Raw genomic sequence first — 18,845 nt, forward strand, 5'->3', positions numbered from 1 at the left:
ACCTCGTGCGGGGCTTCCGTGTCGCCGCCGCACCTCGGGATAGGCTGGCCTGGTGAAAATCGCTCGCTTCAGTCACGATCAGGCCATCCGCTACGGCATCATCGACGATGCGGATCTCGTCGTCCTCGACGGCGATCCGCTCTACTCGGGCTTCGAACCGACGGGGGAGCGCGTCCCGCTCGCGGATGCGGTCCTGCTCGCGCCGGTCATCCCTCGTTCCAAGGTCGTCGCCGTCGGCAAGAACTACCGCGACCACGCCGCCGAGATGGGTGGGGAGGCTCCCACCGAGCCGCTGCTCTTCCTCAAGCCCAACACCTCCGTGGTCGGGCCGGGGGACGCCGTCGTCTTCCCGAAGCAGTCCGAGCGCATCGACTTCGAGGGCGAACTCGCCATCGTGATCGGCGGCGTCGCCAAGAACGTCAGCGCGGAGCGTGCCGACGAGGTCATCTTCGGCTACACGATCGCCAACGACGTCACCGCTCGCGACCTCCAGGAGTCCGACGGCCAGTGGGCCCGCGCGAAGGGCTTCGACACGTTCTGCCCGCTCGGTCCCTACATCGAGACGGAGTTCTCCTTCGACGGCGCGACGATCGAGACCCGCGTCGACGGCGAGGTCCGCCAGCACGCCCCGCTCTCCGACATGGTGCACTCCATCGGCGCGATCGTCGAGTACGCGTCCGCCGTCTGGACGCTCCTCCCGGGCGACGTCATCCTGACCGGGACGCCGGCCGGCGTCGGACCCTTCACCGACGGCCAGGTCGTCGAGGTCGAGGTCTCGGGCATCGGCATCCTCCGGAACACCGGCCGCCGACCCTGACCCGCGTCAGCTGTGCTGACCGAGAGCGGTCAGCGTAGCTGCGACGTCGTCGTCGGTGTTCCAGAGGTGGAACGCGACCCTCGCCCGGCCGGCGCGACCCGATGCCGTGATCCCGGCCGACTGCAGTGCCCGGAGGTCGTGTCCATCGGGATCCGTCCACGTCACGATGGCCGAGGCCGTCCCGGTGAGGAGCGACCGGCTCTCGCCGATGCCCGCCCGAAGCGCCGCGGCGAGCCGGGTGTCGTGCTCGTACACGGCGACGGCGTCGACCGCCGCGAAGAGGGCGATTGCGGGCTCGGCGCCGACCCAGGCCTGCCAGGCGGGGGAGACGTCGAACCGTCGTGCGCTCTCGGCGAGATGCAACGACGGGCCGTAACAGGACGACCAGACGTCGTCACCCGAGTACCAACCGGCCTGGCTCGGCCGGAGGCGGTCCATCACCTCGTCGCGCACCGTCATGAACGCCACGCCTCGTGGAGCGCAGAGCCACTTGTAGGCGTGGCAAACGGTGATGTCGTCGGCCGAGGCGTCGACGGGGAGCCACCCGGCCGCCTGCGTGAGGTCGTTGAGCGTCATCGTGCCGTGGACGGCCGCCGCCTCACGGATCGCGACCACGTCGGCGACCGCGCCGGTCGCGGACTGCACCGCGGAGTAGGCGACGAGCCAGGTCGAGGCGTCGATGTGGGCGGCGAGTTCGGTGAGCGGTGCGTGGCGGACACGCACGCCGCGGTGCGCCTGCATGAGGAACGGGGCGACGAGTGAGCTGAAGTCGCCCTCGACGCAGAGGACCTCTGCGCCGTCCGGCACCGACGCCGCGACCATGGCGACCATGGCGGAGGTCTGGGATCCGATCGCCACCGAGCGGACCGGTACGTGGACCAGCTCGGCGAAGGAGCCGCGCACCCGCTCGACGACGGCGCCGTAGGCGGCTGCATCGGTTCGAGCCGCCTGCCATGCGGAGAGGTCGGCCATGATGGCGTGCGTCGTGCCGATCGTCGGCAGTCCCAGTGTGCAGGCGGCCAGGTAGCCGGGTGCGGATGGGAAGGATCCGCTGGCTTCCTGGAGGCTGAGGGTGCTCATGCATCCAGTCTCTTCGCCGTGTATCCATGCGACAAGGACCGGCTCTCGATGAGAACCATAACGAGGGATTATGCTTCGAGGGTGTCCACCCTTTCACCGCAACCCTCGTCATCGGCCCTCGACGCCGGTTCCCTCCTCGTCGTCGGCGCCATCGCCTCGACCGGGTCGATCACGGCCGCCGCGCACGCGCTCGGCTCGAGTCAACCGGCGGTGAGCCAGCATCTCCGCCGGCTCGAGCGTCGGCTCGGCATGCCGGTCGTCGAGCGCGTCGGTCGCGGCGTCCGCCTCACCGAGGCCGGTGCGATCCTCGCCGGACACGCGGTGGCGGTGGACCGAGCGGTCCGCGCGGCCTCCGAGGAGGTCGCGGCACTTGCGGGGTTGCGGAGTGGGCGGGTGCGTCTCGTCGCCTTCCCTTCGGCGTCGTCCATGCTCGTGCCGCAGCTCCTCGCTCGCCTGGCCGACGAGCATCCGGGGATCGGGGTCTCCTTCGTCGAGGCTGAACCGCCGGAGGCCGTCGCCGCGGTCCGTGCCGGCGAAGCCGACGTCGCGATCACCTTCAGCTATCCGGACGATCCCGATGACCCGCATCGGGAGAGCGCGGCCGGACTCCGCGTGCGCCGGTTCGGAACCGACCCGATGCGTCTCGTGCTTCCGGTCGGCCACGCTCGAGCCGATGATCGACAGGTCGACCTCGCGGCCCTCGCCGGTGAGCGTTGGATCGCGGGTTGTCCGCGTTGCCGAGGTCATCTCCTCGGTCTCTGCCGGTCGAGCGGCTTCGAGCCCGTCATCGCGCACGAGACCGACAATGCGATCGCGGTCACCGCCCTGGTGGCGGCCGGGCTCGGCGTCGCCCTACTGCCCACCCTCGCGCTCGCGGCCGCACAGCTGCCGACCGAGGTGGTCGTGCTGCCGACGCGCAACGACGACGACCGGGCGCTCCACCTCGTCAGCGCCGAGCACGCGGACCGTATCCCCGCCGTCGCTGCACTCCTACGGATCGCCGCGTCCGTGGGCGGCGCGACTAAGATGACAGGCGATGTCTGACACGATTACGCACCCCTTCTCCACGGCTTCCGGCACCGACGTCCGCGTCCGGTTCTGCCCGTCGCCGACCGGTACACCGCACGTCGGTCTCGTCCGCACGGCGCTGTTCAACTGGGCGTACGCCCGGCACACGGGCGGCAAGCTCGTCTTCCGGATCGAGGACACCGATGCCGCTCGCGACAGCGAGGAGAGCTACGAGCAGCTCGTCGACGCGCTCACGTGGCTGCGGCTCGACTGGGACGAGGGCGTCGGCGTCGGCGGACCCCACGCGCCGTACCGGCAGTCCGAGCGGAGCGACATCTATGCCGACGTGATCGCGCGGCTGACGGCTGCCGGGCACCTCTACGAGAGCTTCTCGAACGCCGACGAGATCGACGCGCGCAACGAGGCGGCCGGCCGACCGAAGCAGTTCGGCTACGACAACTTCGACCGCGACCTCACCGACGAGCAGCGCGCCGCGTTCCGTGCCGAAGGCCGTGAGCCGGCGCTCCGCCTGCGGGTCCCGGACGACGACCTCAGCTTCGACGACCTCGTTCGCGGTGAGATCACCTTCCCCGCCGGGTCGTTCACGGACTTCGTCCTCGTGCGCCCGAACGGCAAGCCGCTCTACACGCTCGTGAACCCCGTCGACGACGCCATCATGCAGATCACCCACGTCCTCCGCGGCGAGGACCTGCTGCCGTCGACGCCGCGGCAGATCGCGCTGTATCACGCGCTCATCGACATCGGCCTCACGACCTTCGTCCCGCGGTTCGGTCACCTGCCGTACGTCATGGGCGAGGGCAACAAGAAGCTCTCCAAGCGCGACCCGGAGGCGAACCTCTTCCACCACCGCGACCGCGGCTTCGTGCCGGAGGGGCTCATCAACTACCTCGCGCTGCTCGGATGGTCGCTGAGCGGCGACCGCGACGTCTTCTCGATCGAGGAGATGATCGCCGCGTTCGACGTCGTCGACGTCAATCCGAACCCGGCGCGCTTCGACCTCAAGAAGGCGGAGTCGATCAACGGCGACCACATCCGACTGCTGGAGCCGGCCGACTTCCTCGGCCGCATCACGCCGTACCTCGTCGAGGCCGGTGTGGTGAGCGAGCCCGTCACCGAGGCGGAGCAGGCCGTGCTCGGGCAGGCCGCCCCGCTCGTTCAGGAGCGCATCGCGCTGCTCGGCGAGGTCCCCGCGCTCCTCGGCTTCCTGTTCCGCGGTGCCGCGGAGCTCGAGTACCAGGAGGACGCGCTCAAGGGTCTTCCGGCGAACGCCGGCGAGGTGCTCGCCGCGTCCATCGGCGCGCTCGAGCTCGTCCCCGAGCCGGAGTGGACGGCCGGATCGATCCAGGACGCGCTCGCCGGTGCGCTCATCGAGGGCCTCGGACTGAAGCCGCGTATCGCCTACGGCCCACTCCGTGTCGCCGCTTCCGGGCGTCGGATCTCCCCGCCGCTGTTCGAGTCGCTCGAGATCCTCGGGAAGACGGAATCGATCACGCGACTCGATCGGCTCTCCGCGCACCTCGCGTCATGAGCGACTCGTACGACGTCGTCGTCGTCGGCGCGGGACCCGCGGGACTCTCGGCCGCGCTGAACCTGGCGCGCGCGCGTCGGCGCATCCTCGTGCTCGACGGCAATCGCCCACGGCACGCTGCGACGTTGCGCTCGCACGGCTTCCTCACCCGCGACGGCATCGCTCCGCTGGATCTCCGGCGAATGGGGCGCGAGGAGGTGGCCGCGTACGAGAACGCGGAGGTCCAGTTCGCGTCCGTGCAGTCGATCGAGGCGACGACTGACGGCTTCCACGTCGTCGCCCAGGGGGTCCGCGGCGAGCCGGATCGCGATGTCGTGACCCGAACGGTCATCGTCGCCAGTGGTCTCACGGAGACGTTGCCGAAGGTCGCGAACTTGCGGGCCTTCTACGGAACGGACCTGCACAGCTGCGTCGAGTGCGACGGGTACGAGAAGGCCGACGCGCCGCTCGCGCTCATCGGCGAGACGACGGACCTGGCGGAATGGGCGATCCTCATCGCACAGTGGTCGTCGGACCTCATCGTCTTCACGAACGGCACCGACACCGTCACCGGCCCCGAGGAGGCCGCGCTCGCCTCCGCGGGCATCCAGGTCGAGCGCGGTGCGATCGCGGAGCTCGAGGGTGGCCGCGACGGCTTCACGGGTGTCCGCCTCGCCGACGGTGCGCTCATCCCGCGCTCCGGGGGCTTCGTCCGGCCGCAGTGGGCCGCACCCCTCGGATATCTGGGACAGCTCGCCCTCGATCGCGACACGGACGGGTACGTCGTGGTCGATGCCTGGGGTCGCACGTCCGTGCCGGGCCTGTACGCCGCCGGCGACATCACGCCTCCCGGCCCGCAACAACTCATCGTGGCGGCCGGGAACGGCGCCCGGGTGTCCAGAGCACTCAACCGGGACCTCGCGGGTGTCCCCAGCTGAGTGATCCGCGACGCGCCCGGGACGCTTCGATTTGAGACGGCCGCCTCCGTAGGCTAGTGTTGTTCTTCGGTCGGGGCTTCGGTTCTGACAATGGGGTATGGTGTAATTGGCAACACGACTGATTCTGGTTCAGTTGTTCTTGGTTCGAGTCCAGGTACCCCAGCCAGACGGCAACATCACGACGAAGGCCCGCGTTCACCTCGCGGGCCTTCGTCGTTTGCGGCGTGCTCGGCCCGTCCGTGAGCCGGTGGACGCCGAGGCACACCGACGTCCTCATCGCAGCCCCGGATCCTCCTCGACGGCAGTGCGCTCGAATGCGATGATGCGCTCGAGCGCCGGGACGATCTGCGACTCCATCTGACGGAAGACCTCCGGGCCCTGACCGAACGGGTCGACGACGTCGTCCTGGGCCGGGTCCTGGAGTCGTGCGCTCGTCCGGTTGGCCGCCAGTTCGGGGGCAAGACGCATCCAGCGCGCTGCTCGCGTGCGGGGGAGTCGTCCCGAGTCGACGGTGTCGAGGAGCCGCGCGAACTCACGCAGGGAGAAGGTCCGACGCAGTGCCTCCGGGCACGATCTGAGGACGGCGCTGCGATGCTCCCGCGTCATGGTCAGGACGACGTCCTGTCGACCGACAAGGCCGGCGGTGAGCTGCGTTGCGGCGAACCCTGCGGCCGTCACGGCGAGTGGACCGAGCAACGCCGCGCTCGAGGCGTCGATCGGGTGTCCGCGCAGCGCGCCCGTCCCGGCGCTCCGCACCTCGAAGCCGGACGCGTCGACCTCCGCCAGCCCGCCGCCGAGGAGGAACTCGGCGTACGGCGATCGACAGATGTTGCCGGTGCAGACGATCAGGATCCGGGTCGGAGGCGGACCGGCCGGGATGTTCATGCCGTGGTCCGCCGTGGTCGACGCGTCGGGGCGGTCCGGTGGTAGTACGCGTAGGACGACGACTGCTCCCCTCGAGCCACTTCGACGCGGTTGAGGACGACCCCGAGGAGCTTCGCCTGGACGAAGCTGAGGTTCTCGAGGGATTGCCGGAGCTGGTCGCGGTGCAGTCGGCCGTCGGCCGACGCCACGAGCAGGACGCCGCTCGCAAGGGTCGACAGTGCTGTCGGGTCCGAGACGTTGATGAGCGGAGGCGTGTCGATGACCACCACGTCGTACGCGCGTTCCATCTCTGAGAGTGCGCGCTCCATCGCCGCTGATCCGAGCAGTTCGCTCGGGTTCGGCGGCAGCTCGCCGGAGGTGAGGACTGCGAGACGCCCCGCCCCGTTGACCGCTTGCACGGCATCGCCGAGGCTGATCCTGCCGGTGAGCACGGTCGTGAGCCCGACCGCATCCTCGAGACCGAACATCTCGTGCTGGCGAGGTCGGCGCAGGTCGGCATCGACGAGGAGGACGGAGTTCCCCGCTTCCGCGAGGACGAGCGCGAGGTTCGCCGAGGTGGTGCTCTTCCCCTCGCCCGGGACCGAGGACGTGACCATGACGCTGCGGAGTCCGCCGTCGATGGAGGCGAACTGGAGGTGTGTCCGAAGCTGCCGGAAGCTCTCGGCGCGCCGGCTGTAGCTCTCCGTCGATCCGAGGATGAGTTGGGCCGCGTCGGCGGGTTCCGTGTGGAAGGCGCCGAGGATGCTCGTGTCCGTGAGCTTCTCGATCGCCGAGCGACCGCGGAGTCGGGTGTCGAGGACCTCGATGAGCAGTGTGATCCCGACGCCCAGGGCGAGGCCGGTGAAGACGCCCACCGCGAGGTTCTGCAGCACGTTCGGCGCGATGGGGGACCGGGGTGGAGACGCCTGTTCCACGATCGTCAGCCCGACCGGGGTCGGATCGCCCAGCGCACCGGGGGAGTCCACCTCGTTGGCGCTCTCGACGTCGTCGACGAGGTCGACGAGCACCTGGGCTGCGGTGTTCGCGATGCGGGCCGCCGCAACCGGATCACTGTCGACGGCGGAGATGTCGATCAGGACCGACTGCGCGGGATTGGACGCTGAGATGGTCCCGATGAGCGATGCGGGGTCGAGGTCGAGGCGGTCCGCCACCGTGGACCGCACGGTCGAACCGGTGGCGAGGATCACGTACGAGGCGACGCGGCTCTGGGCGAAGGCGTTGCCCTGATTGAGGTCGCCGACGGAGTCGCCGCCGGTGACGGCGACGAAGAGCTGGCCAGTCGACTGGTACACGGGCTGGGTGATGAGGGTGTACCCGTGGGCGAGCGCCGCGGTTCCCGCGGTGATCGCGACGATGAGCAGCCAGCGATGGCGGAGGATGCGCAGGTAGTCCTTCAGGTCCATCCTGATATGTTAGTCGTCTGACATGCGTGTCGCGTCCGGCGGAAACGACGCAGAGCCCGGACTCTCGAGTCCGGGCCCTGCGTGACGGTGGTGGGGTGGTCCGCCGGTCAGGCGGCCTTCCCGAACCGGTCGGTGCCGTTCGCACGAGGTCGGCGCGGGGCGCGGTTCGTCTGACGGACCGTCGGTTCGGTCATGACCGGGCGTTCACTGCCGACGACGGTCCGGTCTGCGACTCGGGCATCACGATCGACGCTCGCGCCGTGGGCGACCTGAACGTCGGCCCCGAGACGGGCGTCGCTTCCGACCCGCGCACCGCGTCCGATGACGCAGCGTTCCCCGATGTGGACGTTCGCGCCGATGAAAGCGCCTTCGCCGATCACCGCGGACCGGTCGATCCAGGTTCCGGCACCGATCCAGGCGTTGGCACGGATGTCCGCGTCAGCCTCCACGAACGTGGTGCGTTCGATGAACGCCGACGGATCGATCAGTGCACGAGCTGCGACCATGCCCTTGCCGTTCGGGTGGTGACGATACCGTTCCACCTCGCCGGCCCGGCCTTCGATCTCTTCGTACACTCTCGCCATGGGTGACCCCCTTCTGGTCTACTCAACACTGGGGACAACGCCGGGTGGCTCCCGGTCATTCCTTCCCTGGCCTTGCCTGGGAATCCCATGAGTCTCGTGCTGTGCTGTAGTGGGTGTTCGGAGGAGGAGACCGCCGCGGTTTGGTGGTGAGCGGTCACTGGAAGTCGCGAGAACGGGTGTTCGCCCCGATCCGGAGCGCCTCCAACCGATCCGCCACCAGATTGACGATGCCTTCCGGTGATCGCTCCAGCATGCCGCGGACCACCATCGCCGGGGCTTCCCTGGCCACGCGGCGATACCGGTTCCAGACGCCGACGGTGCAGATCACGTTGACGAGTCCCGCTTCGTCCTCGAGGTTCATGAAGGTGATGCCGCTCGCCGTCGCCGGCCGCTGCCGATGCGTCACGACACCCCCGACCTCCACGCGACGGTCCGTCTGCGCCGTCAGGAGTTCGTCGGACCGCAGCGCACCTCGTCGCGCGAGTTCTGCACGGACGTGGCGGATGGGGTGGTCGTCGGTCGACATCCCGGTCGACCAGATGTCGGAGATGAGTTGTTCGGCGGCCGTCGGAACCGGGAGCAACGGCGGCTGCACAGTCGTGAACGTCCCCTCGAGCTGGTCGGGACGATGCCGACTGGCCTGCGCTGCGCCCCACATCGCCTCACGACGGGTGAGGCCGAATCCGTCGAACGCGCCTGCCGCCGACAGCGACTCCAGCTGCGAGGAGCTCAGGCCGATCCGCCTGGCCAGGTCGGCCTGGCTGGTGAACAGCCCTCCGGACTCCCGTTCGGCGACGATCCGCTTCGCGAGCTCCTCACCGATCCCCTGGACGGAGGAGAGTCCCAGCCGGACGGCGAGTGCCCCGTCGCGCCGGTGTCCTGCCGAATCGTCGGGAAGGAGTGGATCGAAGAGCCCGGTCGGTCCCTGTTCGTGTTCGAGGCAGCGCGTGCGCCCGCCGGGAGTGACCGGGGCGCCGGGGGTGGCCTCCGGGTCGAGCGCTTCGAGGCCGGCCTGTGCGCCGGAGCGATGCAGATCGGGGCGCAGGACGGAGACGCCGTGTCGGCGGGCGTCGGCGACGAGCGTCATCGGCGAGTAGAACCCCATGGGCTGCGCCCGGAGCAGCGCCGCGAGGAAGGCCCCTGGGTAGTGCAGGCGCAGCCAGGCGCTCACGTAGACGAGGAGGGCGAAGCTCAGGGAGTGGCTCTCGGCGAATCCGAAGTTGGCGAAGGCCTGGATCTTGGCGTACACGGCATCGGCGTCCGCACCGACGATGCCGTTACCGGCCATGCCGAGGTACAGCGTGTCCTTGAGGCTCTCGATCTTCTCCTCGCCGCGCTTCGATCCCATCGCCCGGCGCAGGAGGTCCGCATCCTCGGCCGAGCACCCACCCACGGCCATCGCCATCTGCATCAGCTGCTCCTGGAACAACGGCACGCCGAGTGTGCGTTCGAGGACCGGTTCGAGGCTCGGGTGGAGGTAGGTGATGGGCTCCTGGCCGGTCTTCCGGCGCAGGTAGGGGTGCACCGCGCCGCCCTGGATTGGCCCTGGGCGGATCATGGCGACCTCGATGACGAGATCGTAGAACCGGCGGGGGAGCAAGCGTGGCAGCATGCCCATCTGCGCGCGGCTCTCCACCTGGAAGACCCCGATGGTGTCGGCCCGGCAGAGCTGGTCGTAGACCCCTGCTTCGTCCTTCGGGATGGTCTCGAGGGTCCAGCGCTCTCCGGTGTGCTCGGCCACGAGGTCGAAGCAGTACTGGATGGCCGAGAGCATGCCGAGACCCAGGAGGTCGAACTTGACGAGCCCCATCCAGGCGCAGTCGTCCTTGTCCCACTGGAGGACCGTGCGGCCGTCCATGCGCCCGTGCTCGATCGGGCAGACCTCGCCGACCGGGCGATCGGTCAGCACCATGCCACCCGAGTGGATGCCCAGGTGCCGGGGCAGGGTGAGCATCTGCTGCGCGAGGCCGACGACGCGCTCGGGGATGTCGTGGTCGGTGCTCGACATGACCCCGCCCCAACGCTCGACCTGTTTCGACCAGGCGTCCTGCTGACCGGGGCTGTACCCGAGCGCCTTGGCGGTGTCGCGGACGGCGAACTTCGGCCGATAGCTGATGATGTTCGCGACCTGAGCGGCGTTGCGGCGTCCGTAGGTCTCGTAGACGTACTGGATGGCCTCCTCGCGCCGGTCGGAGTCGAAGTCGACGTCGATGTCGGGCTCCTCCTCCCGCATGCTGGAGAGGAACCGTTCGAACGGCAGCTCGTAGAAGATCGAGTCGACGGCGGTGATCCCGAGCAGGTAACAGACGGCGGAGTTCGCGGCGGAACCGCGTCCCTGGCAGAGGATGCCCCGGCCGCGGGCGAAACTGACGATGTCGTGCACGATCAGGAAGTACCCGGGGAAGTCCTTCTGCTCGATGACCTCGAGTTCCCGTTCGATGCGTCGGAGGTGTTCGGGAGTGGCGTCGGGGTACTTGACGGGGACGGCTTCGAGCACGAGGTGCCGAAGCCAGCTCATGGGCGTGTGGCCCTCCGGGACGCGCTGTCGCGGCAGCTTCGGGCGGACCGCCCGCAGACTGAAGGCGAGTTCGTCGGCCAGCTCGACGCTCCGTGCCACCGCTCCGGGGTATCTGGCGAACCGGTCCGCCATCTCGGCTCCGCTCCGCAGGTGCGCGGTTCCGGCCGCGGGAAGCCATCCGTCGAGCTCGTCGAGGCTGCGTCGCGCTCGGACGGCCGCCAGCGCGGTCTGGAGTCGATGCTGCTCGGGCGTGGCGTAATGGACGTTGCCCGTCGCGACGACGGTGAGGTCGAGCAACGCCGCGATCTCGGCGAGCGCATCGTTCTCCGCCGAGTCCTCCGGGTGCCCGTGGTCGCTCAACTCGACGACGACGTGCTCCGGACCGAACAGGGCGACGAGTCGGTCGACCGCCGCGGCGGCGGCCTCCAGACCGTGCTCACGGAGCGCGGTGCGGACGAACCCCTTGCGGCACCCGGTGAGCACGGTCACGTGGCCGGCGACGGAGGCGGCGAGCCGCTCGAGGTCGTAGACCGGGTGGCCCTTCTCTGCTCCGTCGGCGAGTTGTGCGTCCGTGATCGCGCCGGCCAGGCGGTGATACCCCTCTGCTCGACGGGCGAGCAGGAGCAGGTGATGCCCGACGGGGTCGGGGACGCCGTTCTGCGGCCGGTCCAGGCCGATGGACAGTTCGGCACCGTAGACCGTCCGGAGGTCGGGGAACCGTTCCGCCGCCTCGGCCATCCGTACGACGCCGTAGAAACCGTCGTGATCGGTGAGCGCGAGCGCGTGCAGGCCGAGTGCCGCAGCCTCCTCGACGAGGCGCTCCGGCGGGCTCGCGCCGTCGAGGAAGCTGAAGCTCGAGTGCGCGTGGAGTTCCGCATAGGGGACCCGCGTCGTCGGCGGGCGCTGCTCGGGTGGTTCGGGGACGTACGGTTGACGCTTCCGCGACCAGGCCGGGCTGTCCCCGCCGTCGGCTCCCAGCGGCAGGGTGGCCGGACGGCTCGCGTCGGACAGACGGCGCTCGAACTCCGACCATGAGACCGGGGGGTTGTTCCATCCCATGCTGGGCTCCTTCGTCATGCGGTGCGGTGCGGACGTGATGTGGTTCAGTCGTAGCGGGCCTCGGCCCTCCAGTGCTGCTCCTCCAACAGGAGCAGCCAGGCCTCACCCGAGTCGTCGAGGACCTGGAGGCGGTGGACGCGATGGTGGCCGTCGTCGTCCCACCAGCGTTCGTCGATGCTCCAGGGGCCGGCCCAGCCGTCGATGACGTGCCAGTCCGAGAGGGCGAAGAACCGTGCGGGCGCTGCACTCACGGTGCTGCGCTCGTCGACCGCCACGGTCAGCCCCGTCGCGTCGACGACCTCGACCGGCACCGTGGTGTCGAAGACGGTCGACGGAGCCGCTCCCGGGATGGTCCCGGGCCACGGCCGGTTCCGGCGTTCGGCCACGGCCGCCTCACCACCCGGTGGGACACTGCCCCAGGGGACGAGGATGCGGCGGTCGAGGAGGAGGCGTCCGCCGGACGGCACCGCGGTCACGACGCCGTCGTGACCGAGCATGCTCTGGACGCGGGCGAGTCCGCTGTGGATGCGTTCGTCCGGTCCGCTGCCCCAGAGCCCTTCCTCGTGTTCCGCGGCGTCGTCGAGGGTCTCCGGGACGACCTCGACGAGTTCGACGGGGGAGGCGAGTCCGTGATCGATGTTCGACGAGCCCTGCAACTGCCAACGCACGCGATCGAGGACGTCGCCGGCGGTGAACCAGCGTGGGTGGAGCCAGGTGCGGGTGGAGCGCTCCCCGCGCTCACTCCGCATGCTGATCGTGATCGCGGTGGTCACGAGGCCGGCCTCCGCCAGGCCGGTGATGAACCGTTCCGCGGACTGCCGGAACCCGAAGGTCAGCTGGTCGATGCGGTCGAGTGGGGGCTCGAAGGCGATCGACACGGCCAGCTCGGTGGGTGGCACGCGAGGGACGACGCTTCGGGCGTCCGCGCCGGCTGCGAGGCGGTGCGCTCGGGCGCCGTCGGCTCCGAAGCGGTCGCGGACCTCGGTCGCGGGCAGTGCGCCGAACGCCCCCAGGGTGCTGATCCCGAGCCGGTGCAGCAGTGAGCTGAGTTCGGGGCGCCCGAGGGTGGACAGGGGGAGTGGGGCCAGGAAGGCGGGAGAGGCTCCGGAGGGGATGACGAGGATCCGGGAACCGTCCTGCTGGAACGCGGTGGACCTCGCGGCCTGCTCCGCGGCGAAGGGGCCGTCGGCGATGCCGATCCGTGCATCGGGGACACCGAGCTCGTCGAGACGGGCCAGGAGGACCTCCGCCGCAGCCGACTCGCCGCCGTAGTATCTGCTCGGTCCTCGGGATCGGATGGCGCAGAGCCCGGCCCGGAACGGTTGGACGCCCGGCATGAGCTCCTCGATGCCGAGGAGGATCGGCTCGAAGGCGCGGGTGTCGACGATCGGATCGTAGTCGGCGGTCGCCAGTTCCGGACAGCGTGCCTCGGCCTCCCGGACACGGAGTCCTCGCCGCACTCCCGCTCGACGTGCGGGGGCGTCGCAGGCCAGGACCTCACCATGCTCGACCAGGGCCAGTGGAGCGTCGGTCGTGTCCTCGGACAGCGTCCCGGAGAGTCGTGCCGCCACGATCGGCCAGTCGGGGCACCACAGGACCATGGTGCGCTCGACCGGTCCCGCAGGTGGTTCGGTCGTCATCGGTTCACGACCATCGGGAGCCGGACGACCGTGTCGTCGTCGATGAGGCCGGAGCCGGCGAGCTGCGTGGTGCGATCCTCGGTCGATCCCAGGGGCAGCGTCAGGTGCGCGGTCCTGGGCCGGCCCGCAGCCCCCTGGCCGAGCATCGAGCTGACGGTGAGCCGCCGATGCCGGAGATGTCCGTGCCCCGCCCCGAGGCCGCTCCAAGAGCTCTCGGTCACGCGCAACGTCGCATCGCTCTGCGGCCAGGAACCGAGGACGATCAGTGCGGCCTCGCGCTGCCGGAGGCGAGCCGCGAGTCTGGCGGCGTCGCTCGGGGCGATCCGTCCGGGAGGCGCTGTGATGAGCACGCCGGCGACGTCGGCCATGGCCGCGGTGACCGTGAGCCAGTCCGGACCGGGCTGGGGGACGAGGACGAGGCGTTCGAGGTCGATGCCCATGGAGGCCGCCGCCTCCACGCCGAACGACGGGAGACCGATCACGGCGCACCAGGTCCCGGCTGCGGACGGCCCGGCCATGAGCGACATGGCGAGTGCCGTGGAGCCGAGCACGGAGTAGCTGCCTCCGGCCTGGAGGGCGCCACCGGGCAGGAGCCGGGAGAGCTCAGGAGCGGTCGGCAGGGATCGGGTGTCGAGGCGCGTCCCCTGCATCCGCTTGATGCGCCCCTGGAGTTCGTGCAGCTCGGTCGCGGTGTCCGCCCTGACGGGGGAGTCGACGAGTGCGCGGAGGGCCATGGCTCAATATTCGAACATATCTTCGAACAAGTCAACCGGCTCGATCCGGTCTCGACGACGACTGACGGATGACTCGACCATGGTCCCGCATCCCACCGACACGCGGTCCGCGGTGTCAGCGGCGCCCGGTACGCTGGGCCCATGTGCGGACGTTTCGTCGTGACCGAATCCACCGAGGAACTCATCGAGCTCTTCGACATCGACCACGCGGCTGCCGAGCTGCCCGGGCCCTCGTACAACGTGCGCCCGACCGAGCAGATCCCGATCATCCTCGACTCGGTGAAGACGGGGCCGGTGGTCCGCCGGCTCGAATCGGCGCGGTGGTCACTCGTGCCGTCGTTCGCCACCGAGCTGAAGAGTCAGTACCCGACCTTCAACGCTCGCGCGGAGGAGGTCACCACCAAGCCCACGTTCGCGCCATCGGTCAAACAGAAGCGCGCGTTGGTGCCTGCCGCCGGGTACTACGAGTGGCACACCGAGGGCGCGACGAAGACCCCGTACTACGTGCAGACCGCTGGTGGTGAACCGATCGTCTTCGCGGCCCTCTACTCGTGGTGGCGGGACCGCTCGCTACCGGACGACGACCCGCGGCGTTGGGTGCTGAGCGCGACCATCCTCACGCGGCCGGCGGTCGGTCCCTTGCAGGAGCTGCACCCACGGACGCCCGTGACGCTGCCTCCGGAATGCTGGGACGCCTGGCTCGATCCGCACCACGAGGCCGACCAGGACGAGGTCGACGAGATGGTGTCCGCAGCGACCGACGTCGCGGAGCAGCTCGTCTTCCACCGGGTGGCGCCGTTGCAGGGCGATGGGCCGGAGCTCATCCTCCCCGTCCAGGAGTAGCCGCAGGAGAGTCGCCCGGAGGCGCGGAACCGCCCAGAAAACACGAAACCCACCCCGGACACACAGAACCGCCCCTGACGCGAACGTCAGGGGCGGTTCTCGGTGTCTCAGACGCGAGGGCTGGAATGACCGGCCGCTCGGATCGTCAGCTCCGACTGATCAGAGAATCAGAGGGGGCGGATGTTCTCGGCCTGCAGGCCCTTGGGGCCCTGGTTGGTCTCGAACTCGACCTTCTGGTTCTCCTCGAGCGAGCGGTAGCCGCTCGTCGCGATGGCGGAGAAGTGTGCGAAGACGTCGGCGCTGCCGTCGTCAGGAGTGATGAATCCGAAGCCCTTTTCGGCGTTGAACCACTTCACAGTTCCAGTTGACATGTATTTCCTCTTTCATGAGTGACCGTTCCCGACTTTCGGGCCCGTTCGTCGCGGTGTTCTTTGCTCGCTCCTCAGAAAAGCAGCGTATCCATCGGTGGAAACGCGGCTTGAAATACCTGCGCAACACAACAACTTCGATCCACGTTAGCCCATCGCGGCTCGAAACGGCAGCCGAACACGTAACGGATTGGCCAATTCTGCGTCTTTTCTCGACAACTGGCGGGTGAGTGGCCTGATCTGGGGTCGGATGTCGTGATGTGGGGTGATTCTTCAGACACCGACCGTAGGCTGTGGCCATCTGCAGAGCTCGCGCTCGACCGAGCATCCGCTCATCGCCCCGGCTGGGAAGTCGACACGATTCCTCCGGAGTGCCCATGTCAACTGAAGCCATCCTCGGCCCGGTTCGTGCCACGAGCCCCCGCAAGCCCGGCGCTGCGAACGTCACCAGCTCCTACTCGTCGCTGTTGAAGACGGTTCGCGAAGCGGGACTCCTCCGCCGCCACCGCACGTTCTACATCCTCACGTTCTCGTTCCTCGTGATCGCGCTCCTCGGCTGCGTCACCGGGTTCGTCCTGCTCCGCGAGTCCTGGTTCCAGCTGCTCATCGCCGGCGCGCTCGGCATCATCCTCACCCAGTTCGCCTTCCTCGCCCACGAGGCCTCGCACCGCCAGGTCTTCGAGTCGGGCCGGGCGAACGACCGCGCCGGCCGCTTCCTCGCGGCGGGCATCGTCGGCATCAGCTACTCGTGGTGGATGACGAAGCACACGCGCCACCACGCGAACCCGAACCAGGTCACCAAGGACCCCGACATCGAGATCGACACGATCTCCTTCATCGAGGAGGACGCTGCCAAGGCCAAGGGCCTGCAGGCGCTCATCACCCGCAAGCAGGGCTACCTCTTCTTCCCCCTCCTCATGTTGGAGGGCATCAACCTCCACGCGCTGTCCTTCAAGACCCTCTTCGGTCCGGGCAAGGTCGACGGCCGCGCCGCCGAGATCAGCATGATCGTCGCCCGCGTCGGTCTGTACCTGGCCGCGATCTTCCTCTTCCTGCCTGTCGGCATGGCGTTCGCGTTCCTCGGCGTCCAGCTCGCGGTCTTCGGCGTCTACATGGGTGCGTCCTTCGCGCCGAACCACAAGGGCATGCCGATCATCCCGGCCGACATGAAGCTCGACTTCCTCCGCAAGCAGGTGCTGACCTCGCGCAACGTCCGCGGCTTCGGCATGGCCACCTTCATGGGCGGCCTGAATTACCAGATCGAGCACCACCTGTTCCCGAGCATGCCTCGCCCGGCTCTGGCCCGCGCTCGCGTCATCGTGCGGGAGCACTGCGAGACCCAGCAGGTGCCGTACACCGAGACGACCCTGCTGCAGTCCTACGCCATCGTCATCGAGTACCTCAACCGGGTCGGCCTCTCAGCACGCGACCCGTTCGACTGCCCGGCGGCGGCGAACTTCCGCCGCCGGTAGTCGACCGGTCTCAGACCTCGAGCGTGTCGAGCGGGGCGAGCGGGTAGTAGGTCCCGCCGCCCTGTTCGGTCGCCCACTGCAGGCGGTCGTGCGACATGCTCTGTCCCGGCCCTGAGAGCACCATCTCGTGCGTCCCGAACGCACGCTTCGGCGCGACGGCGGTGACGAAGTCCATGCCCTCGGAGATCTTCATCCACGGTGCACCCGCCGGCGCGGCCAGGAGGTCGACGTCGACCCCCTCGGGGACGGCGAAGGAATCGCCGGGGTAGTACACGAGGTCGTTGATGAGGACGCCGACGTTGTCGATCACCGGGATCGACGAATGGATGACCGCGTGGGTCCCGCCGAAGAAGCGGAGCGTGAACGGCCCGGCCTCGACGACGTCTCCCGGGGCGACGACGGTGATGTCGTAGCCATCCGCGGCGGCGGCGACACCGGCCGGTCCGTAGAGGACTGCCTCCGGGCTCGCGGCGAGGATGCGGTCGAGGTGCTCCGCGGTCCAGTGGTCGGGGTGCAGGTGCGTGATCAGGACCGCCGCGGTGTGCTCCACATCGGCGATCGGGGACGTGAATGCACCCGGGTCGACGATCAGCTTGGTGCCGTCCGTCTCGAGGAGGAATGCTGCATGTTCGAACTTCGTGAGTCTCATAGGACGAGTGAATACCGTGGGAGCGCCGGGGGCAACCCGGTCGTCCGGGTGTCCACCCGCCGTGGGCCTGTCAGAATCGGCAGGTGACCACGCAGCCCCGACGCATCGGCGTCGCCATCAACCCGACCGCGTCGTTCGGCTCGACCCGAGCCGTGGGCCCGATGGTGCTCGACGCCCTCGAGCAAGCCGGGCACCGCGCCGTCCGCCTGCAGGAGCAGACCGTCGGGCAGCTCCGGAGTGCGGTGCAGACTGCGATCGAGGCCGGGTTGGACGCGCTCGTCGTCGTCGGTGGCGACGGCATGGTGAGTCTGGCCGTCGAGGCGGTACGCGACTCGGGCCTGCCGTTCGGCGTGGTCCCGTCCGGTACGGGCAACGACATCGCCAGGGGACTCGGTATCCCGCTGGGGGACCCCACAGCCGCGATCGCGTCCCTGCTCCGTGCACTCGAGGGCGAGCCGCGCGTGATCGACGCCGGCACGGTGACGGACGGCGAGCGGACGACCTGGTTCGTCGGTGCGGTGTCCGCAGGCTTCGACGCCCTCGTCAACGAACGGGCGAACCGCATGCGACGGCCGCGCGGGCGCAGTCGGTACACGATCGCGATCCTCCGTGAGCTCCTCGCCCTCCGCGCACGTCGATACGAGCTGACCGTGGACGGGGCGCCGGAGACGGTCGACGCCGTCCTCCTCGCCGTCGCGAACAACACCTCGATCGGTGGCGGCATGCTCATCGCGCCGCAGGCGGACCTCGCCGACGGCCGATTCGACCTCTTCGTCGTCGCACCCGTGTCACGGTTCCGGTTCCTCCGGCTGTTCCCCAAGGTCTTCTCGGGTGCCCACACGGATCTCGACATCGTGCGACTGTCGCGGGTCCGTTCGGTCTCGATCGCCGCGGACGGTATCACCGCCTATGCCGACGGGGAGCGGATCGGTCCGCTGCCGGTCACGATCGACGTTGTCCCCGGTGCCCTCCGCGTGCTCGCCTGAGCCTGTCCGCCCGACCGCGGCCACCGCGCGACACGCCCGTCGGATGCCGCTGGTGGCCTCGATTTGTACGGCTCGAAATCGTATGGCATACTCATATCCGTTGCTTACGGCCCCATCGTTTAGCGGCCTAGGACACCGCCCTCTCACGGCGGCAGCACGGGTTCAAATCCCGTTGGGGTCACAACACCGAACGAAGCCTCGCTTTCCTGAATCATCAGGGGGCGAGGCTTCGTTCATTTGGCGGCTCGAGCATGCTCCGGGATGTCTACGCAGGCCCTCCGGGATGCGCGGAAGGCAGGGCCCGCACCGATCTCCCCGAGTGCTGCTGCGTGC

The 18,845-nt window shown here is 69.2% G+C and carries 16 protein-coding genes and 2 tRNA genes; 9 read left to right on the plus strand and 9 right to left on the minus strand.

The window, feature by feature from the left end:
* Positions 1-52: 52 nt before the first annotated feature.
* On the plus strand, positions 53-817 hold the full coding sequence (locus B9Y95_RS03205; protein ID WP_079705619.1) for a fumarylacetoacetate hydrolase family protein: 765 nt from the start codon (positions 53-55) through the stop codon (positions 815-817).
* A 6-nt stretch (positions 818-823) separates the two neighbouring features.
* Here the strand turns inward: B9Y95_RS03205 and B9Y95_RS03210 are convergent, their stop codons facing one another.
* On the minus strand, positions 824-1,897 hold the full coding sequence (locus B9Y95_RS03210; RefSeq protein ID WP_085510592.1) for an aminotransferase class V-fold PLP-dependent enzyme: 1,074 nt from the start codon (positions 1,895-1,897) through the stop codon (positions 824-826).
* An 81-nt stretch (positions 1,898-1,978) separates the two neighbouring features.
* Here B9Y95_RS03210 and B9Y95_RS03215 point away from each other — a divergent pair, with 81 nt between their 5' ends.
* The 4 genes from B9Y95_RS03215 to B9Y95_RS03230 all read left to right on the plus strand — a co-directional run bounded on the left by B9Y95_RS03215 (position 1,979) and on the right by B9Y95_RS03230 (position 5,537).
* Entirely contained in the window at positions 1,979-2,941 is a 963-nt protein-coding gene (locus tag B9Y95_RS03215) for a LysR family transcriptional regulator (protein ID WP_234993945.1), read from the plus strand.
* Positions 2,934-4,454 carry a glutamate--tRNA ligase gene (gene gltX / locus B9Y95_RS03220; RefSeq protein WP_085510594.1) on the plus strand — a complete coding sequence of 507 codons (1,521 nt, stop codon included), beginning with the start codon at positions 2,934-2,936 and terminating at the stop codon, positions 4,452-4,454. The genes B9Y95_RS03215 and gltX overlap by 8 nt, the downstream gene beginning before the upstream one ends.
* Positions 4,451-5,371: an NAD(P)/FAD-dependent oxidoreductase gene (locus B9Y95_RS03225; RefSeq protein ID WP_085510595.1), complete on the plus strand. Its 921-nt coding sequence runs from the start codon at positions 4,451-4,453 to the stop codon at positions 5,369-5,371. The genes gltX and B9Y95_RS03225 overlap by 4 nt, the downstream gene beginning before the upstream one ends.
* Positions 5,372-5,462: 91 nt before the next feature.
* Positions 5,463-5,537 (plus strand) — tRNA-Gln (locus B9Y95_RS03230).
* A gap of 107 nt (positions 5,538-5,644) precedes the next feature.
* On the opposite strand, the gene B9Y95_RS03235 is transcribed toward B9Y95_RS03230, so the two are convergent.
* The 6 genes from B9Y95_RS03235 to B9Y95_RS03260 form a co-directional block, all read right to left on the minus strand.
* On the minus strand, positions 5,645-6,256 hold the full coding sequence (locus tag B9Y95_RS03235) for an arsenate reductase/protein-tyrosine-phosphatase family protein (RefSeq protein ID WP_085510596.1): 612 nt from the start codon (positions 6,254-6,256) through the stop codon (positions 5,645-5,647).
* Positions 6,253-7,659: a tyrosine-protein kinase domain-containing protein gene (locus tag B9Y95_RS03240; protein WP_085510597.1), complete on the minus strand. Its 1,407-nt coding sequence runs from the start codon at positions 7,657-7,659 to the stop codon at positions 6,253-6,255. Before B9Y95_RS03240 ends, B9Y95_RS03235 begins: the two co-directional genes overlap by 4 nt.
* 107 nt (positions 7,660-7,766) lie before the next feature.
* Positions 7,767-8,243 (minus strand): DapH/DapD/GlmU-related protein, encoded by a 477-nt coding sequence (locus B9Y95_RS03245; protein WP_085510598.1) that lies wholly within the window; start codon positions 8,241-8,243, stop codon positions 7,767-7,769.
* Between the two features lie 154 nt (positions 8,244-8,397).
* Entirely contained in the window at positions 8,398-11,820 is a 3,423-nt protein-coding gene (locus tag B9Y95_RS03250; protein WP_085510599.1) for an error-prone DNA polymerase, read from the minus strand.
* Positions 11,821-11,864: 44 nt separating this feature from the next.
* Positions 11,865-13,460, minus strand: coding sequence for a DNA polymerase Y family protein (locus B9Y95_RS03255; RefSeq protein ID WP_085510600.1), 1,596 nt, complete (start codon positions 13,458-13,460; stop codon positions 11,865-11,867).
* Entirely contained in the window at positions 13,457-14,194 is a 738-nt protein-coding gene (locus tag B9Y95_RS03260) for a hypothetical protein (RefSeq protein WP_200811344.1), read from the minus strand. Before B9Y95_RS03260 ends, B9Y95_RS03255 begins: the two co-directional genes overlap by 4 nt.
* Positions 14,195-14,335: 141 nt before the next feature.
* Between B9Y95_RS03260 and B9Y95_RS03265 the strand changes: the two genes are divergently transcribed.
* A complete protein-coding gene (locus B9Y95_RS03265) occupies positions 14,336-15,037 on the plus strand; it encodes an SOS response-associated peptidase (protein WP_079705628.1) in 702 nt (233 codons plus the stop codon).
* A 167-nt stretch (positions 15,038-15,204) separates the two neighbouring features.
* On the opposite strand, the gene B9Y95_RS03270 is transcribed toward B9Y95_RS03265, so the two are convergent.
* Positions 15,205-15,408, minus strand: a complete 204-nt coding sequence (locus B9Y95_RS03270; RefSeq protein WP_056006986.1) for a cold-shock protein — start codon at positions 15,406-15,408, stop codon at positions 15,205-15,207.
* A gap of 374 nt (positions 15,409-15,782) precedes the next feature.
* Between B9Y95_RS03270 and B9Y95_RS03275 the strand changes: the two genes are divergently transcribed.
* The gene (locus tag B9Y95_RS03275; protein WP_085510601.1) at positions 15,783-16,877 is read left to right on the plus strand and encodes a fatty acid desaturase family protein; all 1,095 of its coding nucleotides are present in this window, start codon (positions 15,783-15,785) and stop codon (positions 16,875-16,877) included.
* Positions 16,878-16,887: 10 nt separating this feature from the next.
* Here B9Y95_RS03275 and B9Y95_RS03280 read toward each other — a convergent pair whose 3' ends face one another.
* Positions 16,888-17,526, minus strand: a complete 639-nt coding sequence (locus tag B9Y95_RS03280; RefSeq protein ID WP_085510602.1) for an MBL fold metallo-hydrolase — start codon at positions 17,524-17,526, stop codon at positions 16,888-16,890.
* Between the two features lie 83 nt (positions 17,527-17,609).
* On the opposite strand from B9Y95_RS03280, the gene B9Y95_RS03285 reads away from it, so the two are divergent.
* A complete protein-coding gene (locus B9Y95_RS03285) occupies positions 17,610-18,512 on the plus strand; it encodes a diacylglycerol/lipid kinase family protein (protein WP_085510603.1) in 903 nt (300 codons plus the stop codon).
* Between the two features lie 108 nt (positions 18,513-18,620).
* Positions 18,621-18,693: transfer RNA gene (locus B9Y95_RS03290), tRNA-Glu, on the plus strand.
* The last annotated feature ends 152 nt before the right edge of the window (positions 18,694-18,845 follow it).

Source organism: Plantibacter flavus, from assembly GCF_900177615.1.
GTDB lineage: Bacteria > Actinomycetota > Actinomycetes > Actinomycetales > Microbacteriaceae > Plantibacter > Plantibacter flavus.

Bases quoted from the DNA above. Each gene is read 5' to 3' on its own strand.
- B9Y95_RS03250 (WP_085510599.1), bottom strand. From the start codon at position 11,820: ATGGGATGGAACAACCCCCCGGTCTCATGGTCGGAGTTCGAGCGCCGT.
- B9Y95_RS03255 (WP_085510600.1), bottom strand. From the start codon at position 13,460: ATGACGACCGAACCACCTGCGGGACCGGTCGAGCGCACCATGGTCCTG.
- B9Y95_RS03240 (WP_085510597.1), bottom strand. From the start codon at position 7,659: ATGGACCTGAAGGACTACCTGCGCATCCTCCGCCATCGCTGGCTGCTC.
- B9Y95_RS03235 (WP_085510596.1), bottom strand. From the start codon at position 6,256: ATGAACATCCCGGCCGGTCCGCCTCCGACCCGGATCCTGATCGTCTGC.
- B9Y95_RS03210 (WP_085510592.1), bottom strand. From the start codon at position 1,897: ATGAGCACCCTCAGCCTCCAGGAAGCCAGCGGATCCTTCCCATCCGCA.
- B9Y95_RS03225 (WP_085510595.1), top strand. From the start codon at position 4,451: ATGAGCGACTCGTACGACGTCGTCGTCGTCGGCGCGGGACCCGCGGGA.
- B9Y95_RS03265 (WP_079705628.1), top strand. From the start codon at position 14,336: ATGTGCGGACGTTTCGTCGTGACCGAATCCACCGAGGAACTCATCGAG.
- B9Y95_RS03275 (WP_085510601.1), top strand. From the start codon at position 15,783: ATGTCAACTGAAGCCATCCTCGGCCCGGTTCGTGCCACGAGCCCCCGC.
- B9Y95_RS03245 (WP_085510598.1), bottom strand. From the start codon at position 8,243: ATGGCGAGAGTGTACGAAGAGATCGAAGGCCGGGCCGGCGAGGTGGAA.
- B9Y95_RS03260 (WP_200811344.1), bottom strand. From the start codon at position 14,194: ATGGCCCTCCGCGCACTCGTCGACTCCCCCGTCAGGGCGGACACCGCG.
- B9Y95_RS03280 (WP_085510602.1), bottom strand. From the start codon at position 17,526: ATGAGACTCACGAAGTTCGAACATGCAGCATTCCTCCTCGAGACGGAC.
- B9Y95_RS03270 (WP_056006986.1), bottom strand. From the start codon at position 15,408: ATGTCAACTGGAACTGTGAAGTGGTTCAACGCCGAAAAGGGCTTCGGA.
- gltX (WP_085510594.1), top strand. From the start codon at position 2,934: ATGTCTGACACGATTACGCACCCCTTCTCCACGGCTTCCGGCACCGAC.